Annotated in this window: 23 protein-coding genes and 1 pseudogene; 18 read left to right on the top strand and 6 right to left on the bottom strand. The window is 27.3% G+C overall.

The features are described 5' to 3' along the window. The 3 genes and pseudogenes from HZY31_RS02210 to HZY31_RS02220 all read left to right on the top strand — a co-directional run. Positions 1-143: pseudogene (locus HZY31_RS02210) on the top strand (IS6 family transposase); the annotation flags it as partial. Between the two features lie 20 nt (positions 144-163). Next, the gene (locus HZY31_RS02215) at positions 164-1,594 is read left to right on the top strand and encodes a phosphoadenosine phosphosulfate reductase domain-containing protein (RefSeq protein ID WP_297317841.1); all 1,431 of its coding nucleotides are present in this window, start codon (positions 164-166) and stop codon (positions 1,592-1,594) included. Continuing rightward, on the top strand, positions 1,595-2,695 hold the full coding sequence (locus HZY31_RS02220) for a DUF2117 family protein (RefSeq protein WP_297317842.1): 1,101 nt from the start codon (positions 1,595-1,597) through the stop codon (positions 2,693-2,695). Here the strand turns inward: HZY31_RS02220 and HZY31_RS02225 are convergent. The 4 genes from HZY31_RS02225 to HZY31_RS02240 all read right to left on the bottom strand — a co-directional run bounded on the left by HZY31_RS02225 (position 2,680) and on the right by HZY31_RS02240 (position 4,771). Continuing rightward, positions 2,680-3,303, bottom strand: a complete 624-nt coding sequence (locus tag HZY31_RS02225) for an L-threonylcarbamoyladenylate synthase (protein WP_297317843.1) — start codon at positions 3,301-3,303, stop codon at positions 2,680-2,682. The genes HZY31_RS02220 and HZY31_RS02225 overlap by 16 nt on opposite strands. A gap of 21 nt (positions 3,304-3,324) precedes the next feature. After that, positions 3,325-3,585 (bottom strand): ATP-binding protein, encoded by a 261-nt coding sequence (locus tag HZY31_RS02230; RefSeq protein ID WP_297317844.1) that lies wholly within the window; start codon positions 3,583-3,585, stop codon positions 3,325-3,327. Positions 3,586-3,600: 15 nt separating this feature from the next. Then, positions 3,601-4,359, bottom strand: coding sequence for an S-methyl-5'-thioadenosine phosphorylase (gene mtnP / locus HZY31_RS02235; protein ID WP_297317845.1), 759 nt, complete (start codon positions 4,357-4,359; stop codon positions 3,601-3,603). A gap of 73 nt (positions 4,360-4,432) precedes the next feature. Continuing rightward, a complete protein-coding gene (locus tag HZY31_RS02240; protein WP_297317846.1) occupies positions 4,433-4,771 on the bottom strand; it encodes a P-II family nitrogen regulator in 339 nt (112 codons plus the stop codon). A 238-nt stretch (positions 4,772-5,009) separates the two neighbouring features. On the opposite strand from HZY31_RS02240, the gene amt reads away from it, so the two are divergent. The 4 genes from amt to ribB all read left to right on the top strand — a co-directional run bounded on the left by amt (position 5,010) and on the right by ribB (position 8,661). Continuing rightward, positions 5,010-6,161: an ammonium transporter gene (gene amt, locus HZY31_RS02245; protein ID WP_297317878.1), complete on the top strand. Its 1,152-nt coding sequence runs from the start codon at positions 5,010-5,012 to the stop codon at positions 6,159-6,161. Positions 6,162-6,312: 151 nt separating this feature from the next. After that, entirely contained in the window at positions 6,313-7,590 is a 1,278-nt protein-coding gene (locus tag HZY31_RS02250; RefSeq protein WP_297317847.1) for a cation:proton antiporter, read from the top strand. After that, positions 7,587-7,985, top strand: coding sequence for a CTP-dependent riboflavin kinase (gene ribK, locus HZY31_RS02255; protein ID WP_297317848.1), 399 nt, complete (start codon positions 7,587-7,589; stop codon positions 7,983-7,985). Before HZY31_RS02250 ends, ribK begins: the two co-directional genes overlap by 4 nt. Further along, the gene (gene ribB, locus HZY31_RS02260; protein ID WP_297317849.1) at positions 7,978-8,661 is read left to right on the top strand and encodes a 3,4-dihydroxy-2-butanone-4-phosphate synthase; all 684 of its coding nucleotides are present in this window, start codon (positions 7,978-7,980) and stop codon (positions 8,659-8,661) included. The genes ribK and ribB overlap by 8 nt, the downstream gene beginning before the upstream one ends. Before the next feature lie 6 nt (positions 8,662-8,667). Here ribB and HZY31_RS02265 read toward each other — a convergent pair whose 3' ends face one another. Together HZY31_RS02265 and HZY31_RS02270 are read right to left on the bottom strand one after the other, a co-directional pair. After that, positions 8,668-9,126 (bottom strand): UPF0179 family protein, encoded by a 459-nt coding sequence (locus tag HZY31_RS02265; protein ID WP_297317850.1) that lies wholly within the window; start codon positions 9,124-9,126, stop codon positions 8,668-8,670. Positions 9,127-9,171: 45 nt separating this feature from the next. Continuing rightward, a complete protein-coding gene (locus HZY31_RS02270) occupies positions 9,172-10,515 on the bottom strand; it encodes a P-loop domain-containing protein (protein ID WP_297317851.1) in 1,344 nt (447 codons plus the stop codon). Positions 10,516-10,744: 229 nt separating this feature from the next. On the opposite strand from HZY31_RS02270, the gene HZY31_RS02275 reads away from it, so the two are divergent. The 11 genes from HZY31_RS02275 to HZY31_RS02325 all read left to right on the top strand — a co-directional run bounded on the left by HZY31_RS02275 (position 10,745) and on the right by HZY31_RS02325 (position 22,183). Continuing rightward, positions 10,745-10,924: an AtpZ/AtpI family protein gene (locus HZY31_RS02275; protein ID WP_297317852.1), complete on the top strand. Its 180-nt coding sequence runs from the start codon at positions 10,745-10,747 to the stop codon at positions 10,922-10,924. Further along, on the top strand, positions 10,917-11,924 hold the full coding sequence (locus tag HZY31_RS02280; RefSeq protein WP_297317879.1) for an RNA-guided pseudouridylation complex pseudouridine synthase subunit Cbf5: 1,008 nt from the start codon (positions 10,917-10,919) through the stop codon (positions 11,922-11,924). Before HZY31_RS02275 ends, HZY31_RS02280 begins: the two co-directional genes overlap by 8 nt. Positions 11,925-11,987: 63 nt before the next feature. Then, a complete protein-coding gene (locus HZY31_RS02285; RefSeq protein ID WP_297317853.1) occupies positions 11,988-12,920 on the top strand; it encodes a 2-hydroxyacyl-CoA dehydratase family protein in 933 nt (310 codons plus the stop codon). A 2-nt stretch (positions 12,921-12,922) separates the two neighbouring features. Beyond that, entirely contained in the window at positions 12,923-13,603 is a 681-nt protein-coding gene (locus tag HZY31_RS02290) for an acyl-CoA dehydratase activase (RefSeq protein WP_297317854.1), read from the top strand. Beyond that, positions 13,569-14,144 carry a GNAT family N-acetyltransferase gene (locus HZY31_RS02295; RefSeq protein ID WP_297317855.1) on the top strand — a complete coding sequence of 192 codons (576 nt, stop codon included), beginning with the start codon at positions 13,569-13,571 and terminating at the stop codon, positions 14,142-14,144. The genes HZY31_RS02290 and HZY31_RS02295 overlap by 35 nt, the downstream gene beginning before the upstream one ends. 2 nt (positions 14,145-14,146) lie before the next feature. After that, a complete protein-coding gene (locus HZY31_RS02300) occupies positions 14,147-15,070 on the top strand; it encodes a hypothetical protein (RefSeq protein ID WP_297317856.1) in 924 nt (307 codons plus the stop codon). A 173-nt stretch (positions 15,071-15,243) separates the two neighbouring features. After that, positions 15,244-15,783 (top strand): hypothetical protein, encoded by a 540-nt coding sequence (locus tag HZY31_RS02305; RefSeq protein WP_297317857.1) that lies wholly within the window; start codon positions 15,244-15,246, stop codon positions 15,781-15,783. 8 nt (positions 15,784-15,791) lie between these two features. Further along, on the top strand, positions 15,792-16,289 hold the full coding sequence (locus tag HZY31_RS02310; protein ID WP_297317858.1) for a hypothetical protein: 498 nt from the start codon (positions 15,792-15,794) through the stop codon (positions 16,287-16,289). Continuing rightward, the gene (locus HZY31_RS02315) at positions 16,279-20,118 is read left to right on the top strand and encodes a hypothetical protein (RefSeq protein ID WP_297317859.1); all 3,840 of its coding nucleotides are present in this window, start codon (positions 16,279-16,281) and stop codon (positions 20,116-20,118) included. Before HZY31_RS02310 ends, HZY31_RS02315 begins: the two co-directional genes overlap by 11 nt. Continuing rightward, positions 20,067-21,020, top strand: a complete 954-nt coding sequence (locus HZY31_RS02320) for an alkaline phosphatase family protein (protein WP_297317860.1) — start codon at positions 20,067-20,069, stop codon at positions 21,018-21,020. The genes HZY31_RS02315 and HZY31_RS02320 overlap by 52 nt, the downstream gene beginning before the upstream one ends. A 2-nt stretch (positions 21,021-21,022) precedes the next feature. Beyond that, on the top strand, positions 21,023-22,183 hold the full coding sequence (locus tag HZY31_RS02325) for an ATP-binding protein (RefSeq protein ID WP_297317861.1): 1,161 nt from the start codon (positions 21,023-21,025) through the stop codon (positions 22,181-22,183). Positions 22,184-22,257: the final 74 nt, after the last annotated feature.

Consider the following 22,257-nt stretch of genomic DNA (forward strand, 5'->3'; position numbering starts at 1 on the left):
GTGTAGAAAGCTTCTTCTCCCTCCTTAAACGAAAAACTAAGTCCTTCTATAATAGATTCCCTAATAATTCCAAATTTATTACCATTATCTCCTGGCTTAATTCTTTCGCCTCCATCTATAACTACCTCTTATCCTTATCTTGACAATCTCAAGTGTGATACTTATGAAAACATACATTGGAAAGATTCACTTGAAGTGGTGTGAAAATTGTAATGTTCCATTATTGGGCAAAGTTTGCGAAGTTTGTGGCTCTAAATCTAAGGATGTGAAACTAACTCCCCCAGGAGATCCAAGATTAGGTTTTCAGTATGATATTGATTTTATAAACAAAGTCATTGAGGAAGAATTTGGTGCAAAAAATGTATTAAATGGGAAAATAATTTTATTAAATAAACTGCCCGGAAATGAAGAGGCATATGAAGTTATAGTTGATGGAGAAGCTAAATATATCTTATACTTTGATGAAAATAAAGAAAAATGGAAAATTAAATTAAAATTAAGTGGAGCGAGAGATTTAATAGAAAAGAGTGCATATAAAAAAATAGTCAAAATAAAAAACGATATCGTTGATATTTTCAAAAATAGAAAAGGTTCTATTTTAAAGCCCGGAATCGTTGAATTTACTAATGATATTGAAGAAAAAGATGATGTTATTATATTAGATGAAAATAACAGAGTAGTTGGTGTAGGTTTATCAGTAGTTTCTTCTGAGAAAATTAAAGAGATGGAAAAAGGCAAAGTTGTTAAGGTTCGATTTTTTATTAAATCTGATAATGAAAATTATGAACCTAAAAAGATTTATAACAGTTTAGAGGAAGCATTTAAAATAATGGTTGAGGCTAATAAAGGAGTTATTGAATCCTATGAAAAAAATGCCATTGGATTTATAAAAAATACCTATAAAAAATTAAAAAAGCCAGTTATGGTAGCGTTTTCTGGCGGAAAGGACAGTTTAGCAACATTAATTTTAACTTTAAAAGCATTAGAAAAAAATATTGATGTTATGTTTATAGATACTGGCTTAGAGTTTGAGGAAACTTTAAAAAATGTTGAAGAAGTAGAAAAATATTATAATATTAAAATTATAAGATTAAAAGGCGAAGATTTTTGGGAGAAAGTTAAAGAATACGGAATCCCTTCAAGAGACGATAGATGGTGTTCTAAAATTTGTAAATTGGAACCTTTAAAAAAATTTATTGAAGAAAATTATAAAGATGATGTTTTAGCATTTGTTGGAATTAGAAAGTATGAAAGTTTTAGTAGAGCAAAAAAAAGAATGATTTATAGAAATACTTACATTAAAAAACAGATAAATGCTTTACCGATATATCATTGGAGTTCTTTACACGTTTGGATATATTTGTTAAAGGAAAATGCCCCTTACAATAAACTGTATGAAAAAGGCTTCGACAGAATCGGATGTTTTATATGTCCAGCTATGGAAATGGGTGAAATGGATAAAATTAAAAAAGAATTTCCAGAGTTATGGGTAAAATGGGAAAATATTTTAAAAGAATATGCTAAAAAGAATAATTTAGGAGAAGAATGGATAAAAAAAGGACTATGGAGATGGAAGTATAAGATGGTGAATTAAATGAAAATAGGGATTGTTGTTCATGGTCCAGAGATTGTTGATAGAGGATATGCATTAAAAATTATAAATTTATTAAAGAAATTTGGAGAAGTTAAGGCTAAGTTAGGAGGAACAATGGGAAGAGTGGCAGTTATAGATAATGAATTGGAAGATATTATAGACATTTCTGAAAAATTAATGCCTTCTCAATCTTTAAAGAAGTTATCTGACAGTGATATTTTAATATTAATGAACTATGGAAAGTTAAAGATTACTGGACATACTTTTGGAAAAATTGTAGTTGAAAGAGCAAATATAGATAAACCAATTATTCAAATTGAAAGACCTGGGGAAAAAGATGGAACAATAATAATTTGGAATGATAATGGCTCAAAAATTGTAAAAGATATTGCTAACTATCTATCAAAAGAATTAAATCTGAGAATTGAAAGATGTATAAGTAAGGGATTAGAAATTTGGGAGAATGGGAAGAGAGTTTATAGAAAAGTTCATGGTGTAGATGTTGGAGAATCGATATTGATTAATGGTATCGTTATAGGAAAAGCAAATAGTAATGAAGTTATTTTAGTTTCTGAGAATGGAAAAATTGTTGATATTATTGGAGGAGAATTAAAAAAAGAAGGAATAAATAAATTAAAAAATATTGATTTAAAAAAGGCTGTAATAAAAACTGGAATTTTAAGGAGACATCCAACAAAACCAAAAATTGTTATTAAAGATTTAAATGAAGGATATGTTATTTTTGTTAATCACTCTGGGGAAGATGTCTTAAAGATGATTAAAGATAAGGATGTTATATGTGCTATAACAATAGGAGATGATACTACAACAGTATGTGGAGATATATTATCAAGATTTGGAATAAAAATTTTGGGAATTACAGATGGAGATAGAGATGAGATATTAAAAAATCCAACAATATTAAATGGCTCTGTAATATTTTTAATAAAAAATATAAGAGATGATGATGCTGGAAGAATTTTAAAGGATAATATAGATTTAAATAAAAAATATAGTTATGGAGAGATTTTAAACACTGTTGAAAGTATATTTAAAAATAACAATGTTGAGTATGAGAAATATTGTTATAAAATTTCATAAATTTCAGACATCTTTATAACTCCCTCTCTAATTGGTATTATTTTATTATCTTCTATTTTAATAATTGTAGATGGCTTAGAATACTTACACTTTCCAATATCTACAACATAATCTACTTTATCTAAAACTTCTTTATCTATCTCTTCCATAGATGTAGGACTCTCTTTTCCAGATATATTTGCTGATGTTGTTGTTAAAGGAACTATTGATAACTCTCTAATTGTTGGTTCATCTGGAACTCTTATTCCAATGTATTCCTTAGAAACTATATCTGGAATTAAATCTTTTTTCTTTAAAATTATAGTTAAAGGTCCTGGTAAAAAATTATCAATTATCTTTTTAGCCAAATCATTTACATATGCGTATTTTTCAATATCTTCTTTATCTTTAACGCAGATTGATAATGGCTTATTTAAATCTCTTTTTTTTATTTGATAAACTTTTTTTACTACTTTTTCATCTAACGCGTTTGCAGATATTCCATATAATGTATCCGTTCCACAGATAATAATTTTTCCTTTTAGTATCTCTCCTTTTAAAAAATTTAATATATTTCCTCTTTCCTTTTCATCAAGTTCATAAATTTTTATAATTTTGTTTAATTTCATTGTTTCTCCCTTTTTAATATATCATCTATAAAGGATTATAGCTCCATATCTACATATTCTTACACATTCTCCACATTTTGTACAATTTTTTTCATTTTTTACAACAATTCTATTATTTTCAATGTCAAAGACATTATTTTTACATACTCTATAACACGACAAACAATTTTTACATTTATTATAATCAATTTCAATGATTTTATGTGATTTATTATTTATGGATTTTTTAATATCTTTTTTATTATTTTTTCTACTAAAAATACTTAAAATTTTAGATAGCAAATTATCACCAAATTATTATCCTATGATTGCATGTTTTAGAGATTCTTTACATATACAGTTTCTTTCTCCAAAATCATAATTTATAAATTCTTCAACAACTTTTAAAATTTTGTCTTCCATTTCTTTTATAGTTTCTAAGACTTCATCAACAGTTAAGATATTTTTTGATATTCCACACGCATAGTTTGTAATATTACACAGAGATACATAACATATTTCTAACTCTCTCGCTAAAACAACCTCTGGATAGCCAGTCATTCCTACAACATCACCCCAATTTTTATAAATTTCTATTTCTTTCTTAGTTTCAAATCTTGGCCCTTCTGTACAAACATAAATACCTTCTCCATAGGCAAAATTATTTTTATTTAGAATATCTTTTAAAATTTTCCTAAGTTCTGGGCAATATGGCTCTGTCATATCTATATGAACTACTTTTCCCTCGTCATAAAAAGTTTCCTCTCTTTTCTTTGTAAATTCAATAAAATCGTTTGGAATAAAAAACATTCCGGGCTTTAACTCTTCTTTTAAAGAACCAACTGAATTTATTGCCAATATTCTCTCAACACCTAATTTTTTTAATGCGTAAATGTTTGCTCTATAATTTATTTTATGTGGAGGAATTTTATGATTATCTCCATGCCTAAATAATAAAACCACATCACTTTCTTTCTCGATCATAACTTTTGCCTTTCCATATTTAGTTTCTATTATCTCTTCTTTGTTTCCTTTTAATATACTACTAATTCCAGTACCTCCAATTATACCAATCACTATATCACCATTTAAATTATTAAAATAACAAAAATAACACTTATACAGTAAAGAAATAAAAATAGAAAATAGGTTATAAAGCATCTTCTCCTCTTTCGCCAGTTCTAACTCTAACAACATCTTCGACAGGTATTACGAAGATTTTACCATCTCCGGGGTTACCAGTTCTTGCATTTTCACAAATAATGTCAATAACTTTTTCAACATCTTCATCTTTTATAACTAATTCAATCTTAACTTTTTGTAATAAATCAACAATATACTCTCTTCCTCTGTATCTTTCAACAATTCCTCCTTGCACTCCTCTACCCTTAACTTCTGTAACTGTCATACCTAAAAATCCATTATCTGCTAATGCTTTTTTAACGATCTCCAATTTTTCTGGTCTTATTACTGCTTCTATCTTTTTCATTTTACCCCTCCATTACTTTTATTTCTTTTTACTTTTTATAATTTATTTTTCTAACTTTATTTTATTTATTATTTATCTTTATCTTTATTTTTATCCCTGTTCCTCAAAGGAAGGTAATTTCCTTCCGTAGTAAAATATATATTTAATTATAATACTTTTGTTTTTTAAAGGCATAAGGAAGTAGGGTGGAAGGTAAGTTTGTTCCTACTAAAACTTTGAGGTGAAAATTATGAATGTTATGAGTGGTGTTGATGTGTTCTTCTTTATGTGGGCGGCATCGTTGATATTTTTTATGAAGGCAGGGTTTATTGCGTTAGAGATTGGACAGTTTAGAGCTAAAAATGTTGCGTATCACTGTGTTTTGAAATTGTTAGACTTAGCGGCTGTATTTATTGCATATCTTTTTATTGGATATGGAATTTCTTATGGTTTAGAAAATATAATGCCTCTAATTACTGGAACTTTTAATGCTTACTTAGGAGCATGGTTTTTAAAAATGGCAATGTTTGCCGCTGCGGCGGTTACAATTATAACTGGTGGTGTTGCTGAAAGAATAAAAATTCTTCCATATTTTATTGGAGCATTGTTAGTTGCTGGAATTTTATACCCAATTGTTGAACACTTAGCATGGGGAGGAGGATTTGCTAATTTGGGAATAAACTATCATGACTTTGCAGGTAGTGGTGTAGTTCATTTATTTGGAGGATTAGTTGGATTAATGGCGGCATATGTTTTAGGACCAAGAATTGGAAAATACATTAATGGAAAACCTCAGGCAATTCCTGGGCATAATATACCCTTAGCAGTTTTAGGGGCATTTATTTTAGCATTTGGATGGTATGGGTTTAATATAGGTAGTGCAACAGGAGTTAGTAATGGTGTAACATTGGCAAGTGTAGGAATTGCTACAACTATGGCTCTTGCTGGGGGGATAATTGGAGGAGCGTTAAGTTCAAAAAACGATCCACTATATACTGCAAATGGAATGTGTGCTGGTTTAGTGGCTGTTTGTAGTGGTGTTGATTTATTTACACCAATAGGAGCATTTATAGTAGGTTTAATAGCAGGATTTCAACAGCCATATACATATAAATTTATAGAGGAAAAATTAAAAATAGATGATGTCTGTGCAATTGGTCCAGTTCATGCTATGAGTGGTTTTATTGGAGTTATTTGTGCAGGAATTCCATTCTTATTAAAATCTGGGGCAAATGTTTCATTAATTGGCCAAATAATTGGTGCAATTGTTATATCAATAATAGCGATTGTTGGTGGATTCATAATTTATAAAGGATTAGATATAACAATAGGTTTAAGAGTTCCAGAGGAAGTTGAAAAAACTGGATTAGATGAGGCAGTATTACAAGTAAGGGCTTACTCAGAAGAGTAAAATTATAGTTTTTTAAAATATGCTTCTTAATATATGATAAAAGTATTTATATAATTTTAATTATCTTTTTTTAAAGAAATTAAATGTCATTTAAATGAATTATTAATTTTAATGATTTTATAATATTCTACAATTTTAAATATGTGATAATATGGAACTTATGATGGCTATAGGTTATTTAGGGTTAGCATTAGCATTAGGAGCTTTTGTAGCAAAAATATCTGAAAAGTTAAAAATCCCAGATATTCCTTTATTATTACTGTTAGGTTTAATTATAGGACCATTTTTACAAATTATCCCTTCTGAATCTGCTATGGAGATTTTTGAATATGCTGGACCTATCGGCTTAATATTTATTTTGTTGGGAGGAGCATTCACAATGAGAGTTTCTTTATTAAAAAAAGTAATAAATACTATTATTCGTTTAGATACTATAACTTTTTTAATTACTCTGTTTATTTCAGGATTAATTTTTAATATTGTTTTAAATCTTCCTTACACATCTCCAGTAGGGTATTTATTTGGGGCAATTTGTGCTCCAACAGATCCAGCCACACTAATTCCAGTATTTTCAAGGGTAAAAACAAATCCTGAAATTGCTATAACCTTAGAGGCAGAGAGTATATTTAACGACCCCTTAGGAATTGTTTCTGCAAGTGTTGTCTTAGGATTACTTGGAGTTTCATCAACTATAAAAAATCCAGTAATTGATATATTATCCCTATCTGTTGGAGCAATTATCATAGGATTAATGTTAGGTAAAATATACGAAAAAATTATTGTGCATTGTAATTTTCATGAATATGTAGCCCCATTAGTTCTTGGTGGGGCTATGATTATTTTATATATTGGAGATGAACTATTACCCAATGTTATTGGCTATGGATTTAGTGGATATATGGCTATTGCAATAATGGCTCTATATTTAGGAGATGTTTTATTTAGAAGGAAGATATTTGAAAGTTATGAAAATATAGTAAGATTTTGCGACGATTTATCTTTATTAGCAAGGATATTTATATTTGTATTCTTAGGAGCGTGTGTTGAATTAAGTATGTTTAAAAACTATCTAATTCCTGGTTTATTAGTTGCCTTAGGTTCTATATTTATAGCTAGACCTATTGGAGTATTTATTGGTTTAATTGGAACAAAATATTCGATTAAAGAAAAGTTATACTTTGCCTTAGAGGGGCCGAGGGGTGTAGTTCCAGCGGCATTGGCGGCAACTGTTGGAGTAGAAATTTTAAAAAATGCAGATAAAATTCCAAAGGAGATAACTAAATATATAACCCCAATAGATATTGCTGGAACTATACTAATTGGAACTTTTTTAACAATACTGTTGAGTGTTATAATAGAGGCATCTTGGGCTGAGATATTGGCTTTAAAGTTAATTGGTAACTATAAATCAAAAGGTGGAAATTTATGATTTTAGAGGGTACAGTTGTCTCTGGATTTGGAGAAGGGAAATATTTTTTATCAATTCCACAATATAAAGAATCTTTTAAAAAAATTTTAAACTTCGAACCTTATGAGGGAACATTAAATTTAAAAATAGACAATGAGTTTAATATAAATAAATTTAAATATATTGAAACAGAGGATTTTGAATACAATGGTAAAAAGTTTTTTGGAGTTAAAATATTGCCAGTAACTATATTAATAAATAATGAAAAAATATATGGAGCAATCGTATGTCCAAAAAAAACACATCATAGTAAAGATATTATAGAAATAATTGCTCCAATAAATTTAAGAAAAAAATTTAATTTAAAAGACGGAGACACTATAAAAATATTAATCAAGGGAGATAAAGATGAATAATGTAGAAAAAGCATTAAATGCCTTAAAAAAAGGAGAATTTATTTTAGTTTATGACTCAGATGATAGAGAAGGAGAGACAGATTTAGTTGTTGCCTCTCAATTTATAACACCAGAACATATAAAAAGGATGAGAAAGGATGCTGGAGGTTTAATTTGCACTGCTATACATCCAGATATATGTAACAAGTTAGGAATACCTTTTATGGTCGATATTTTAGAGTTTGCCTCTCAAAAATTTAAAGTTTTGAAAGAGTTATATCCAAATGACATACCTTATGATGAGAAATCGTCGTTTTCAATCACTATAAACCATAGAAAAACATTTACTGGAATTACTGACAAAGATAGAGCATTTACTATAAAAAAATTAACTGAATTAGTTAAAGATAATAGATATAATGATTTTGGTAAAGAATTTAGAAGTCCAGGACATGTTATTTTGTTGAGAGCATCAGAAGGTTTAGTAAAAAATAGAAGAGGGCATACTGAGATGACTGTTGCCTTGGCAGAGATGGCTAATCTTATTCCTATAACAACGATATGTGAAATGTTAGGAGATGACGGAAATGCTATGAGCAAAAACGAAACAAAAAAATATGCTGAAAAGCATAATTTAGTTTATCTTAGTGGGGAAGAAATAATTAATTATTACTTAGAAAAATATTTAAAAGAGTAAGAAATTTTACTCTTTACTTTCAATTAATTCAATTACAGCCTTCTTTAATGATTTTCCATTAGGGCAGTTGATTTTTTCATTTATAACATTTTTTATTTTGAATTTTTCTCCTTCTTTTATGAATTCTGGTTTGCAAAAATTATAATATTTACAATTGAAATTATCGCAATTTATTGGTTCGTAGTTTAAAATAACCCCTTCAATAGCTTTTTTTGATTCTACCATAATTGTTAAATCTGCCAAAACTACTTCAACTACTTTAACTCCATCCTCATGAACTGGACAAGGATGATTTGCTGACCTAACTGAAATTATTTTATACAATCTTCCTACTTCTAAGTTTCCATGGCATAATCTTTTAAACTTGCAGTTATTACATTCTTCAATCATTCCTAAGTATATAAATTCCTTCCCAGTTTTTGCTAACCTACTACCTATCAGTGTTATCTTACGCTCTTTTTCCATAATTATCCCAAAAATCTATTTGTTATTTAAATCCTTACTTTTTGTTTATCTATTTTTTAAGTTAAAGATTTTTGCTGCTAACTCTAAATAAAATTTTCCTAACTCCTCTCTAAAATAATCCAAATCAAGATAATGAGCTTTATGATTCTCTAAATAAATAGCTCTATCTCCCAAGGCAGTTAATAAATCTAATGAACTCGTAACAATTATAAATGAACTATCTCCTAACTTTTCTCTGTCTTCCATAATTATTTCTGATAAAGATTTAACTCCTTCAAACCACTTACTTAAAACTCCACTAACGAGTAGATTTACAGCAGAGTTATCTTCATCAATTAATATAACCTTAATTTTATTTTTTATTGCTCTCTGTATTTGATAAGCCATATACATTGAACCAGAGGCAGTTCCATAAACTGATTTTGGACTTCCTTTAAGTCCTGGTGGCAATTTTTGAAAAAATAAACTTATATCCTGCCCACACATTTCCATACTTCCAGTAGATGCCTTAGATAAACTTTTAGTAGTAATTATATATTCTCTTCCATCTCCAATTAAGTGATCATCCATTCCACTCTCAATTGCCTGTAATAGGGTAGTTTTTCCCTGAGCATTTCTCCCAGTAATTATAAAAATCTCCTTCTTTTTAATTCCTAAACCTTTAACTCTTTTTCCATATTTTAACTCTATTTCTATTGGCTCTAATTCTTCAGGACATTCGAAGGGAATATTTACTTCCTTAGGTCCAGCAATTCTGTAATGCTTCCTAACCTCAGTATATTTTCTTGCTGGCTTTGAGTTGTTGCCAATAAAACACACTAAATTAAGATTATCCAAAAGATTTCTAAGATATTTTTGATTTATTATATTTTTTGCCTCTTCTATTAATAAATTAATTGGAATGTTTTTAATAAATTCATTTAGTTCGATACATAAATTATTTATTTGATTAGCAATAGATTTAGCATCTTTTTCTTTAAAAATCATTCTTAAAAGTAAATATATTTTATCTTTTTCAATGTAATTGTAGTTATCAACTCTCCACAAATCATAACCTAAATTTAAGTCGCAATTAACTACTGTAAGTGGCTCATACAACGCTTTATATATTCTACCAAAATAACCTGCTAATGGGAGAAACCTCTTTTTTTTAATAATTTCTTGTTTTATTTCTTCAATAACTCTCTGAGTAGATCCTTCAATTCCATCAATATATTCAGAAAGTTTTAAAAAATTTTCATTTTTAAAAATAAACGGTAGAACAACCTTTATATTACCATCTGGCTGTCTTACTGCATAATATACTCTATTTTTATTACTTTTAGTTAAAAGAGATGAATTTAAGAATTCATTTTCTTTTAAATTATTTATAATCTCATCTATTAGCATGGTAATTCCCATATACCATTATTTAAAATGGTGCGTCTCAGTTAGTGCCGATTTCTTCATCAATGTCAGTGGGGGTAACTTTCATCATCGACGCCTTTATAATTATTAAATTCAATATTAATTTAAATCTATTTCTAATTTAACAAAAAATCAATATATTTGGAAATTATCTTCAATAGATTCTTATTCAATAAAATTATTTTATTAGTAACCATAATAAATATAACTGATGACTATGAAGTTTAGAGACATTGCCTTTGAATTTGTCTTTTGTATAGTTATGGGTATTATAGTTGGTTATATTATAGGAAAAGATACTAACAATATGGTTTATGTGGTTATTGGTTTATTAGTTGGTGTCTTAGTAGGATTTGTAAGGTTTTTTAAATTTGTAAAGAGTTATAAGTAGTGGTGAGATTTTGAGTAAAAAAACAAAGATTGAGGATGAATTAATAGTAAGAGAAGAGGCAGAAACTAATTGGGATTATGGCTCTAATCCATATGAGAGAAAGATAGAGGATTTAATAAAGTATGGAGTAGTTGTAATAGATAAACCGAGGGGTCCAACATCTCACGAGGTTTCTACTTGGGTAAAAAAAATATTGAATTTAAATAAGGCAGGACATGGTGGGACATTAGATCCAAAGGTTACTGGTGTTTTGCCAGTGGCATTAGAGAGAGCGACAAAAACAATTCCTATGTGGCATTTACCTCCAAAGGAGTATGTTTGTTTGATGCATTTACATAGAGATGCTTCAGAAGATGATATATTAAGAGTATTTAAAGAATTCACTGGCAAAATTTACCAAAGACCTCCATTAAAGGCGGCAGTTAAAAGAAGATTAAGGATAAGGAAGATTTATGAATTAGAATTATTAGATAAAGAGGGGAGAGATGTATTATTTAGAGTTAAATGCCAATCTGGGACTTATATAAGAAAGCTATGCGAAGATCTTGGAGAGGCTTTGGGGACATCTGCACATATGCAAGAACTAAGGAGAACTAAAAGTGGATGTTTTGAAGAAAAAGATGCTGTATATTTACATGATCTATTAGATGCTTATCATTTTTGGAAAGAGGATGGAGATGAGGAAGAGTTAAGGAAAATAATTAAACCTATGGAGTATGGTTTAAGGCATTTAAAGAAGGTTGTTGTTAAAGATTCAGCAGTAGATGCTATTTGTCATGGAGCAGATGTTTATGTTAGAGGAATCTCTAAGTTAAGTAAAGGTATTGGGAAGGGAGAGACAGTTTTAGTTGAAACTCTAAAAGGGGAAGCTATTGGTGTAGGAAAGGCTTTAATGAGCACAAAAGAAATATTAAAGGCTGATAAAGGCGTTGCTGTGGATATGGAAAGAGTTTATATGGACAGAGGAACTTACCCAAGAATGTGGAAGAGGAAGAAATAATGTAAAAATTTTTTATTTTAATTTGTCTATTTTTTTATTAATAATTTTAGTAGGTGTGCATTTATGAAAATTGGAATTACTGCTATAATACCACCAGAAATTATTTATTCTGCAGGTCATACATCTATAGACCTAAATAATTTAGTTCCACAATCGAAAATTTATCCTAAAAATAAACTATGCGCATGGACTGCAACTTGGAGAGAATTAATTTTAAAAGATGAAATTAAAATTGATAAGTTAATTGTTGTTGCTGGTGGAGATTGTCAAAATTCTCTTGTTGATGCCGAAAAAATAGAGCTAAAGAAAAAAATACCAACATATTATTTTTTTTATCAATTTGGGGATAAAAAACATTTTAAAAATGAAATAAAAAAACTTATTGATTTTTTAGGTGGAAATATTGATAAAACTACTTTAAGAGAAGTTTATCAAATAAAAAAACTTGCGAAAAAAGTAGATGAATTATGCTATAAAGATAAAATAAATGGAAAAGATACCTTTTATATTACAATTTCTGCAAGTGATTTAAAAGGAGATTTAAATGCATACAAAAAAGAAATCTATAACATATTAAACAAAGATGAAAACATTGAATATAGTCATAGGATTGCTTTAATAGGAATCCCACCAATTTTTAGTGATTTTTATGAATACTTAAATGAAATAAATGTACATTGTGTTTATAATGAACTTGCTTATGAATTTGTAAGAATGGGAGGCGATTCAATAAAGAATATAGTAAATAGTTATTCTACATACAGTTTTGCAAATCATATAACTAAAAGAATAAAAATCATAAAGAAAGAATTAAAAAGACGGAAAGTTGATGGTGTAATTCACTATACCCAAATGAATTGTCACCATAAATTAGAAGATGAAATTCTTAGAGAATTTATTGATTATCCTATGCTAACAATAGAAGGAGATATTCCCCAAAAAACACCAGAACAAACAAAGTTAAGAGTAGAAGCATTTATAGAGCTATTGGGATAGTTATGATAGGTATTGATGTAGGTTCAACAAATATAAAAATTGTAGATGGGAAAAGCTTTAAAAAATATCCCATAATTAAATTGAATGAAATATTAGAAAAATATAATGATAAAGATGTTTTTGCAACAGGATATTTTAGAAAGAGATTTAGAAATCACATAACTGAAATTACTGCTGCTATATACGGTGTTGATAAAGAAGTTGAAGTTATAATTGATGTTGGAGGACAAGATACAAAGATAATAAATACAAAAACATTAGAGTTTGTAATGAATGATAAATGTGGAGCTGGTACTGGACTATTTTTGCAAACTATAGCAATGTATTTAGATGTTCCTATAGAGAACTTTGGAAAATATTACTCAAAAAATCCATTAAAATTAAATAATACTTGTGCTGTTTTTTCGATTTCTGAAATAATTAACTATCTTGTGAATGGATATTCCGTCAAAGATATTATATCATCTGTAAATTACACTATAGCAAAAAAAATAGATAACATGAACCCATTTGACTGCGACACTATTGCTTTAATTGGAGGAGTTGCAGAAAATAAGGCATTCGTGAAATATTTTAAAGAAATTACTGAAAAAGATATTTATGTTCCTAAAAATCCACAATTTATAAATGCAATAGGGGCGAGAAAATATGGGCTTGAATACGCAACAAAAAATAATCTTTGAAATTTATGATTTATATAAAAAATTTGAATTAATTGGAAGTAACAACAAAAATAAAAAGTCATCAAAACAAATAGAAAAAATTAAAAATAAAATTATAGTTAAAAATATTGATAATGTTAATTATGTTGACAAGGTTCAAGAGATATTGTTAAGTTATGTAGATATTTGGGGCTTTGTTTATAAATCATCAATAAAGCAATGGATTACGACTTCTAAAACTATAAATGTAGCAGGAATTTTCTATAAAAATAATTTGATTGGAGTTGTAGTTTATGGAGAAAAACCAAATTATCTAAAAATTAATTATATTGCAATAGACAAAAAATTTAAAAATAAATCTCTTGGTGTATACTTTATTGACTTTTTGGAAAAAAAAGCTAAAAAATTAAAAAAGAAAAAAATATATGCCGAGGTTCCTAAAGATAATGAAGGAGGGCTTAGATTTTTTATAAAAAATGGTTTTATAATTGAAGGTATTTTAAAAAACCATACAAGAGGTAATAAGGATTTAGTATTAATGGCTAAATATTTAGAGGGGTGAATATGGTAGAATTTTATGCATCATTGACAATTTCACCAGGTCAAATTAGAAAAATGGTTGAACTTTTAAAGAAACATGAGCCAAAAAAATGGGCATTTGAAAATGTAATCTTTACTCCGATAGTTTCATCAGAAGGAACTATTCAAGAAATCAAAAATTTAAAGAAAAAATATAAAACAACTGTTATGTTTGATAGTGGAGGATACTATGTTCAACAAGGGAAGTTTGAAATACATCAACTATTTTCATTTTTGAGAAAATTTTATGAACATAATAAATGGGGAGAGTGGTATGTTTTACCAGATTCTCCACCAGTTTCATCTGATAGTGTAGAGACTGCTTGGGGAAAAGTTTATGAGACAGTTTATTTTGCAAAGAGTTTTGCTGAAGAGTTTAACGGAAAACTAGAAAAAAAATTTGTTCCTGTAGTTCAGGGAATTAATAAAGAGATGATATATTATTGTGTTAAAAATTATGCAGATTTAAATGTTAGACGATTAGGTTTTGGAAGTTTTGGGACGTGTGGAAAAAATAATCAAATTAACCGATTAACTAAAGAAAGTTTAGAAAATTTGAAATATTTATCAATATTAGCAAAAGATTATGGATTTGAATTACATGCTTTTGGAATTGGGGGTCCAAGTTCTATAAATAAAATTAGGGAATATATAGATAGTTTTGATAGCAGTAGTTGGAAAAAAGCTGGAGGCTTTGGGGATGTATTTTTACCGAATCAGCGAACAATCAATATCACGGGGAAAAGCTCAAGACGAGCTAAAAACTATATTGGTTATGACTATAAATTTGATGAATTAAGAAATGGACATGTGTGCTATTTTTGTAATCCAATAGATAAATTGAAAAAATATGAAATTAATAGATGGTTACATAACATTATTGTATTATATGATATGGTGAAAAAATGAAAGGTAGTTTTCATATTCAAGAATCAGCAAAACCCAAAATTATAAGGATAATTTTAGAGAATATTAAATACGGTTGTGATTTACCCGACGATATTAAAGCAAGCACTATTAGAGCTAATAACATTATAAAAAATAAAATAATATCCGATAGTGAAGTTGAATTCCTTTTAGAAATGGATGAAATCACCTTTAACAATTATTTACATTATAAAATGTATTCATCAGAAGAGCCTATTGGATGGTCATACCGAAATGTAATAGATATACTTTACAATGAATACATTGAAAGAAAAGTAAATTATCAAGATATTGAACAAAAGGTAAAAGAAAGGGCTTATGAAGAAGGGTTAGGAAGCATTTCATTTAGTCAAAAAAGTGTCATAGGAGCTTTGAACTTCATTAAGTCACTTTATCCATCTCCAATTAATGAAAATAATGTATTCAATCTCAGAGATTATTGTCAGCCACATCTATTATTATGGGGTATTGATTACCTATATAAAAAACAGTGGGGAGAGGAATACGGTTCATTAATGCTTTTAGATGAGAATAAAATTGAAGAACTCTGTAAGTTTTGTTTGATTGAAGAGAATACGATAGATAATCTCTTGAAAGATCTTGATTTCATCTATGACTTCGTTGAGATTTCAATAAAAATGTTTGGAAAGTATGTGCGATTAAAAAGAACATGGACTTTTGAAGATGTGTTATAGGGGAGACTATGGATTATATTTCTTTAATAAATTATATCAAAAGTAATTATTCATATGATTGGCTAACTTATAACCAAAAAAAAGCATATAAAAAATTGAAAGAATTTCTTATTTATGATGATGTTATTAATCTTTATGGAAAAAAAGGGGTTGGAAAAACATTTTTAGGATGGGTATTTGCAAAAGATAACAACTTTATATATTTTGAAAATGAAGAAATATTTAAAAATCATAATGCAAGAAATATAAATACAATTATTGATAATGGAACTTTAGATGACTGGAGAGAAGTTAGAAGAATGGTTTCACTAAAAGCAAAAAAAGTAATATATATCTCAAAAGAGAAAATTTTAGATTATGGAGTAGAGTTAAAATTGAATTTATATGATGTGAAACAAGTGTTAAATAATTTATCTCCAATTATTGGAAAAAATATAAATGTTAATATTCAAAATTCGAATATTGATTTATGGAAAATTTTTAGAGGGAGGATATATGGATATTAGTGTATTAGAACATATAATAAATAAAAGTCCTGTAGTTGATACACAATCAGCTGAAAGTTTAATATATAATCCTGATTTAGTCGTAGATAAATATGAGAAACATTTAAAAACATACATAAGAGTTGATGATGAAGAATTTGATCGTAGATTTGTAAAAAAAATTAAAAAAGGAAAAACTGTTAAGGGATATATTTCCGCTCCTTATGGTTATGGAAAGACAAGTAAAGCTCTAAGTTTATGGGAATATTGTAAAAATAATAATATATTAGCTGTTCCACCATTTAAGTTTGATAGAAAACTTGATACAATAATGGATGCTGTCTATGGATGGACAAAACATGTTTATAAACATATATATCCTGAATATGTAGAAAAAATTGAAGAAATTTATAGAAAATATAAAACATTAAGTATAGAAAAAGAGATAGATGAACTGGCAAAAAAAGAACACTTAACAAAAGATGAAGCGAGAAGAATAATTAATAGTTTCATAGAAAGAGGTAAATTAATTATGTCAATAACTCCAAAAGACCTAATGAACTTTCTAAAGGAAATATATGATCTTATAAAAGAACATTATGACGGATTAGCAATTTTTGTAGATGAAGTGCAAGGTATAAATAATATGGAAATTATTAACGATTTAAGAAACTTTATTTTTGAACTTAGTATTAGTAATATAGGATTAGGTATATTGTTCATAATTCCTGATTATCAATTAGAAGATTTAAGCATAAGAGCTGGGGATTTAATTGACAGATTACGAAAAGATGGATTCTGTTTAAATTTAGCAAATATATATAATGTAGATTTTGCAGAAAAATTATGGAAAAAATATGGCGAACTTTTAGGGTTTAATCCTTATGATATTATAACAAAGGATTGTTTAAGAAGTATTGGTGAGATATCTTCAAGAGATGATTTAGGTAAAGGTCCAAGAACGGTTATTGGAGCATTTAAGTGTGCTTGTATAAAATATAAAGAAAAATTAGAACCCTATTCTCTATTTGATTTTGTTGACGATATCTTAAATGGCAAAATTGCATATATACAACAAAAATATTTAGATGCCTTAAATGAAGGTTTATCTTTGAATAAGGTTAATTCTGAAGAAAAAAGGAAAGTTATTAAATTGTTGGGTGCCTTTCCAAGAGGAGTTTCTGATGATATAATAAAAAAGTATGGTTTATATAAAGAGTTTGAAGAACTTTCAGATGCTTACTATGGAACTGAAATTCTTTATGCTATTGAAGGGTATTCATTAAAGGGTTTATTAGATGAGAGTTCTAATGATTATGTTGAACAACATATAAGAAAATTTAGACATGTATTTAATGAATCATGGGAAGATGAAATGATTGATGCATTTGTAAATCATTTATTGCCTAAAATCTTTCCAAGAAGAAAAGGTCCTCAAATTATAGGATGGTCATTTAGTCCAGGAATTCCTATAAACTATGGATATTATCATCGATTAATTGGAACTTTTAATAAGAAATATCCTAATAGAATAGTTAGTGTATATTCTTTAAAGAAAGAACCTGGAAAAAGAGATCTGGAGTTTATTAAAAATTTAGTAGGCGATATTTCATCAGATATTGAATTTAAATTTATATTAGATAAAAATATAGACAATAGTGATTTAATAATTAATTACAAAAAAGGAGAGGTAATTTTTAAATTTAATGTTTTAAAAAGAGTTGGAGAAAATAATTTACCTGGTGAGTTAAAAAAACTTCAACAGTATGTTAAACCACAAGAAGTTACACCTATGTTTATGCTATGTTTATTAGATTATTTTGGTAAATTAAAAGAAAAAGAAGGAGAGTATATAAAATATGAAGGTGAGATTAAATTCCTAAGAGATATTCTTATAAAATATTTAAAAAGATTTTTGTTTTCTGATGAATTAGCAGAAAAGCATGAGATAAAAGCAAGATCAGAAAAGATGGTTGAAGAAATATTTAATAGAATCTGTGAATATAAATTTAAAGATTATAAAACATTAATTCATTCTACAAACTGGCAAAAAGATTTAGAGAGATATAGAATGTTATTAGAATCTCTACCAATTTCAAAGAGAAGAGGAGATAAATTTGAAACTACTAAAAAGAACTTAGTTTCTAAATTAACTGGTAGTAAAAATCCAAGTGTTGCAGGATTTGACGAAGAATGTAAAAGCGGAAAATGGAAGGATTTAATACACTTAGAAGAGTGGGGTAAAAAAGATAAAATTGTTGTTAGATTAAAAAAACATCCTCTTGAAGAAAAAATATTAAAAAATTTTATTGAAAAATGGACGCAACCAATACATATTGATGAAATAATTAATTATGGAATGACCTTAGGATACACTCGAGAAGAAGTTGAAGAAATTTTAAAAATCCTTGAAAGTAGAAGATACATTGAAATTAAAAAAGACTATATATTTAAGCTTGAGGAGATAACAAATACTGATGTTTTAAATAAATTTGATGAGGTTGAAAAACTTGCAAAGGATGTAGTAAATCTCTATAAAAAATATGGAAAGGATATTCCAAAGATTCCTATAAATCTATCTAAAAAAGAAGAGATTCTGAATCAGAAAAATTCTGATTTATTATACAAGGACTTAGAACTTTTAGAAAGTTGGGAAAAAACTTTAAGAGGTTATTACGAAATAATTAAAAATGAAATAACTAAAAATAAGGAAGAATTACTAAATGAAATCTTAAAAACAAGAGAAAAAACTGATGAACTAAAAAGAAAAATAGAAGATTTAAAAGAGGATATTACAAAGACACATTATGCATTAAGTGATGTATCAAAACATCTAAAAGAACTATTAATGAGAACAAAAAAGAAATGTAATATACTATCAAAAGAGTTATTAGAATTAAGAGAGATTATAACATCTTCAAGGAATCTTGAAGCTCTAGCAGAGATTTTAAAAACTGCTAATAAAAAAATGAATGAATTAAAAAAAGAATATGTCGATATTAATGAGAAATATAATAAGTTTAAATCCTGGTTAGCTATTCTTAGAAAATTGGAAAAATTATATGAAAAAATAGACACTTATAAAGAATATCTTGATATTGACAAAGAATATGAAAGATTCAACGAATTATTAAATGAAATAATAACTAACTTTGCAAGGGATGGTGAAAACTACCTGTATATGGATAAAGATGTTGAAAAAGACATTGAATTAATTGAAAGTAATATAAAGAAAAAAGAGAGTAATTTAAGAAATGAATTTAATAGGATTCAAGACGAAATAAAAACAAAAATGAACTTTTTATCTAATTCATTAAAATTGTTGGATATCCCTTCATATTCATACAGAGAAGCATTTAGTATTGAAGATAAAGAGACGGCATATCAAAATCTTGTAAGAAATGTAAGAACGTATCTTCAAGATTATGTTCTAAACAGAATATATGATTACATAGTATCATTAAAGACAGACGTAGAAATAAAATTGGACAATGATGAAAACTATCTAAAAACACTAAATGAGATAGAAAATAAATTAAACAGCATAGATCTTGATGTTATAAATAATATCGAGAACATAGTAGATATTGTTGAAGAAGTGAAATCTAATATACTTGAAATATGGGGGGAGATAGATAAAGTTAGAAAAGAGATAAAGAGAGAAATTATTGAAAAAAATAAATCTGATAAGCTAAAAGAAGAAGAAAGGAGAATAATTGAAGTATTAAATAAATATGGTGAAATTTCAATTAAAGAACTTGCAAAACATCTAAATATGTCTATTGAGGGGACATTAAAATGTCTATTGAATATGGAGGAGAATATAAAAATAATTGTAAGGAAGAAATAGAAAAAATAAAGACTCCATGTTACTTAAAAATAAAACATAAACTTTCTCTTCTATTTTTTGATTTTGAAGACATCTCTTATAATGATTTTTGGTCGATGGTAGATAATCCAAATAAAAAACTTCCTCAGAAAAAATTTGTTATAACTGATAAATTTGACTATAGACTACCTATTTATGAAATAGATCATAATCCTTTTACGCCAGAATTAAATAAAATTATTAATGAAAAATATCATTTAATTGAGAAATATGTTAGGACACAAAAAGATATTAAGGATTTTATCATTAATTATGTAAATACTAAAACCCCAAAAACTGTTATCTTGTATCTTATTGATGGATTATCTTATTGGGATTACATAAATGCAGAGATAAATTATAGTGCTGAACCTATATTTGTTAATGGAAAAACAACAACTGAAAATGGACTTAAAAATATAGTTTATGGAAAAAATGATATACCTATCGCAAAGGAACTTTATAAATTTGGATATAAAGGATATGGACAAACATATTGGAATAGAAAAAATAAATTAACGGACATTTTATTTAGATACATAAGTGAAAAGAACATTTTTTATTATGATGAGGATATATACAACATCATCACAGAAAATAAATTATTAAAAAAATATATTCAAATTTATAAGATTGGATTAGATGATGATGCACATAAGTTAAGAGAAGTTAGTAAAAAAAGCATAATTAATAGAATAAAAGAAATATTTGAGAATGTAAATATCTTAATAGATCATCTAAATAAAACTGATCAGTCCTATCTCATAGTAATTACTGCTGACCATGGTATAAAGTGGGACTTTACAAAAAAATATAAAAAAGGTTCTCATGGGAATATATCATTTGAAGAGTGTTTTGTGCCTTTAATTATAATTGAGGGGTAGTTATGTTATTTATTGGGAGAGAAAAACTAAAAGATAGGTTAGGTGAAGAGGTTTATATTGATGCTTCAAAATCTCATGCAATTTTTATTTGTGGTAAAAGAGGTAGTGGTAAAAGCTATACATTGGGAGTTTTAGTTGAAGAACTTCAAGAAAAACATCCTGATTATTTAAAAATTATTATTGATCCGATGGGAATATTTTGGACTATGGTAGAACCAAACGAAGAACAAGAAGAAAACCTTTGGGATTGGGATTTATATCCAGAAAGATATTCTATAAAATTAATAGTTCCTGGGGAAATAGACAAAAGATTTGATGAAGATGTTATAAGAGAAATGAAAAATAGAGGAGTAGAATTCAAAAAACTTTTATTAAATCCTTCTGATATTTCAGCTGAGGGTTGGTGTGATTTATTTAATTTGAATATAAATGAAATGATGGGAATTGCGTTATATAGAGCAATTGATAATATTGGGAAGGATTTTTTTACAATTGATGATATTATTTATGAAGTAGAAAGGGACACAAAATCTAAAGAAACTACAAAAGAAGCATTAATTAACCGTCTAAATATGGCAAAAAAATGGGGTATTTTTTCAAATGAATATATACCAATAGAAGAAATTTTTGAAAGAAACACAATAAATGTTATTGATTTGAGTGTTATTGAAAGTGGAAGATATGGATTGAGAGATTTAATTGTATCGATAATTGCAAAATATTTATTTAACCAACGATTGAAATCAAGAAAAAAAGAAATGTTAAATTTACCATCAAAAATGCCAAAAGTCTGGTTATTTATAGATGAAGCCCATAATTTTATTCCTTCTGGAAAATCAACATTGTCAAAAGAAATACTAATAAGATGGGCAAAAGAAGGTAGACAACCAGGATTAAATTTAGTCATAGCTACTCAACAACCCTCAGCAATTGATAATGAGGTTTTAAGTCAGTGTGATATTATTTTTGCACATAAAGTAACAAATAGGGAAGATATAAATGCATTAAATAAACTTAACCAGGAGTATATGGGAAAAGAATTAAAAGTGTATATTAAAGATTTAAATAAAGGAGAATGTGTATTTATTGATGATGAAAAAGAATTTCTAAAAATAATAAAGATAAGACCTAGAAAAAGTAGGCATGGTGGAGGAGAAAAATAATTTTTTTGGTAATAATCATTAGTATGTTAGTCAAATTTTTAACCTACTTAATAAATTTTCTTATTTTTTATTTT

Source organism: Methanocaldococcus sp. (assembly GCF_024490875.1).
In the GTDB taxonomy this organism is placed as follows: Archaea; AGJL01; Methanococci; order Methanococcales; family Methanocaldococcaceae; genus Methanocaldococcus.

Excerpts from the sequence above, each read along its gene's own strand:
- amt (WP_297317878.1), top strand. The coding sequence starts at position 5,010 with ATGAGTGGTGTTGATGTGTTCTTCTTTATGTGGGCGGCATCGTTGATA.
- HZY31_RS02215 (WP_297317841.1), top strand. The coding sequence starts at position 164 with ATGAAAACATACATTGGAAAGATTCACTTGAAGTGGTGTGAAAATTGT.
- ribK (WP_297317848.1), top strand. The coding sequence starts at position 7,587 with ATGATTTTAGAGGGTACAGTTGTCTCTGGATTTGGAGAAGGGAAATAT.
- HZY31_RS02325 (WP_297317861.1), top strand. The coding sequence starts at position 21,023 with ATGTTATTTATTGGGAGAGAAAAACTAAAAGATAGGTTAGGTGAAGAG.
- HZY31_RS02220 (WP_297317842.1), top strand. The coding sequence starts at position 1,595 with ATGAAAATAGGGATTGTTGTTCATGGTCCAGAGATTGTTGATAGAGGA.
- HZY31_RS02305 (WP_297317857.1), top strand. The coding sequence starts at position 15,244 with ATGGATGAAATCACCTTTAACAATTATTTACATTATAAAATGTATTCA.
- HZY31_RS02320 (WP_297317860.1), top strand. The coding sequence starts at position 20,067 with ATGTCTATTGAATATGGAGGAGAATATAAAAATAATTGTAAGGAAGAA.
- HZY31_RS02285 (WP_297317853.1), top strand. The coding sequence starts at position 11,988 with ATGAAAATTGGAATTACTGCTATAATACCACCAGAAATTATTTATTCT.
- HZY31_RS02300 (WP_297317856.1), top strand. The coding sequence starts at position 14,147 with ATGGTAGAATTTTATGCATCATTGACAATTTCACCAGGTCAAATTAGA.
- HZY31_RS02240 (WP_297317846.1), bottom strand. The coding sequence starts at position 4,771 with ATGAAAAAGATAGAAGCAGTAATAAGACCAGAAAAATTGGAGATCGTT.
- HZY31_RS02315 (WP_297317859.1), top strand. The coding sequence starts at position 16,279 with ATGGATATTAGTGTATTAGAACATATAATAAATAAAAGTCCTGTAGTT.
- HZY31_RS02310 (WP_297317858.1), top strand. The coding sequence starts at position 15,792 with ATGGATTATATTTCTTTAATAAATTATATCAAAAGTAATTATTCATAT.
- HZY31_RS02250 (WP_297317847.1), top strand. The coding sequence starts at position 6,313 with ATGGAACTTATGATGGCTATAGGTTATTTAGGGTTAGCATTAGCATTA.
- ribB (WP_297317849.1), top strand. The coding sequence starts at position 7,978 with ATGAATAATGTAGAAAAAGCATTAAATGCCTTAAAAAAAGGAGAATTT.
- HZY31_RS02270 (WP_297317851.1), bottom strand. The coding sequence starts at position 10,515 with ATGCTAATAGATGAGATTATAAATAATTTAAAAGAAAATGAATTCTTA.
- HZY31_RS02275 (WP_297317852.1), top strand. The coding sequence starts at position 10,745 with ATGACTATGAAGTTTAGAGACATTGCCTTTGAATTTGTCTTTTGTATA.
- HZY31_RS02265 (WP_297317850.1), bottom strand. The coding sequence starts at position 9,126 with ATGGAAAAAGAGCGTAAGATAACACTGATAGGTAGTAGGTTAGCAAAA.
- HZY31_RS02225 (WP_297317843.1), bottom strand. The coding sequence starts at position 3,303 with ATGAAATTAAACAAAATTATAAAAATTTATGAACTTGATGAAAAGGAA.
- HZY31_RS02290 (WP_297317854.1), top strand. The coding sequence starts at position 12,923 with ATGATAGGTATTGATGTAGGTTCAACAAATATAAAAATTGTAGATGGG.
- HZY31_RS02295 (WP_297317855.1), top strand. The coding sequence starts at position 13,569 with ATGGGCTTGAATACGCAACAAAAAATAATCTTTGAAATTTATGATTTA.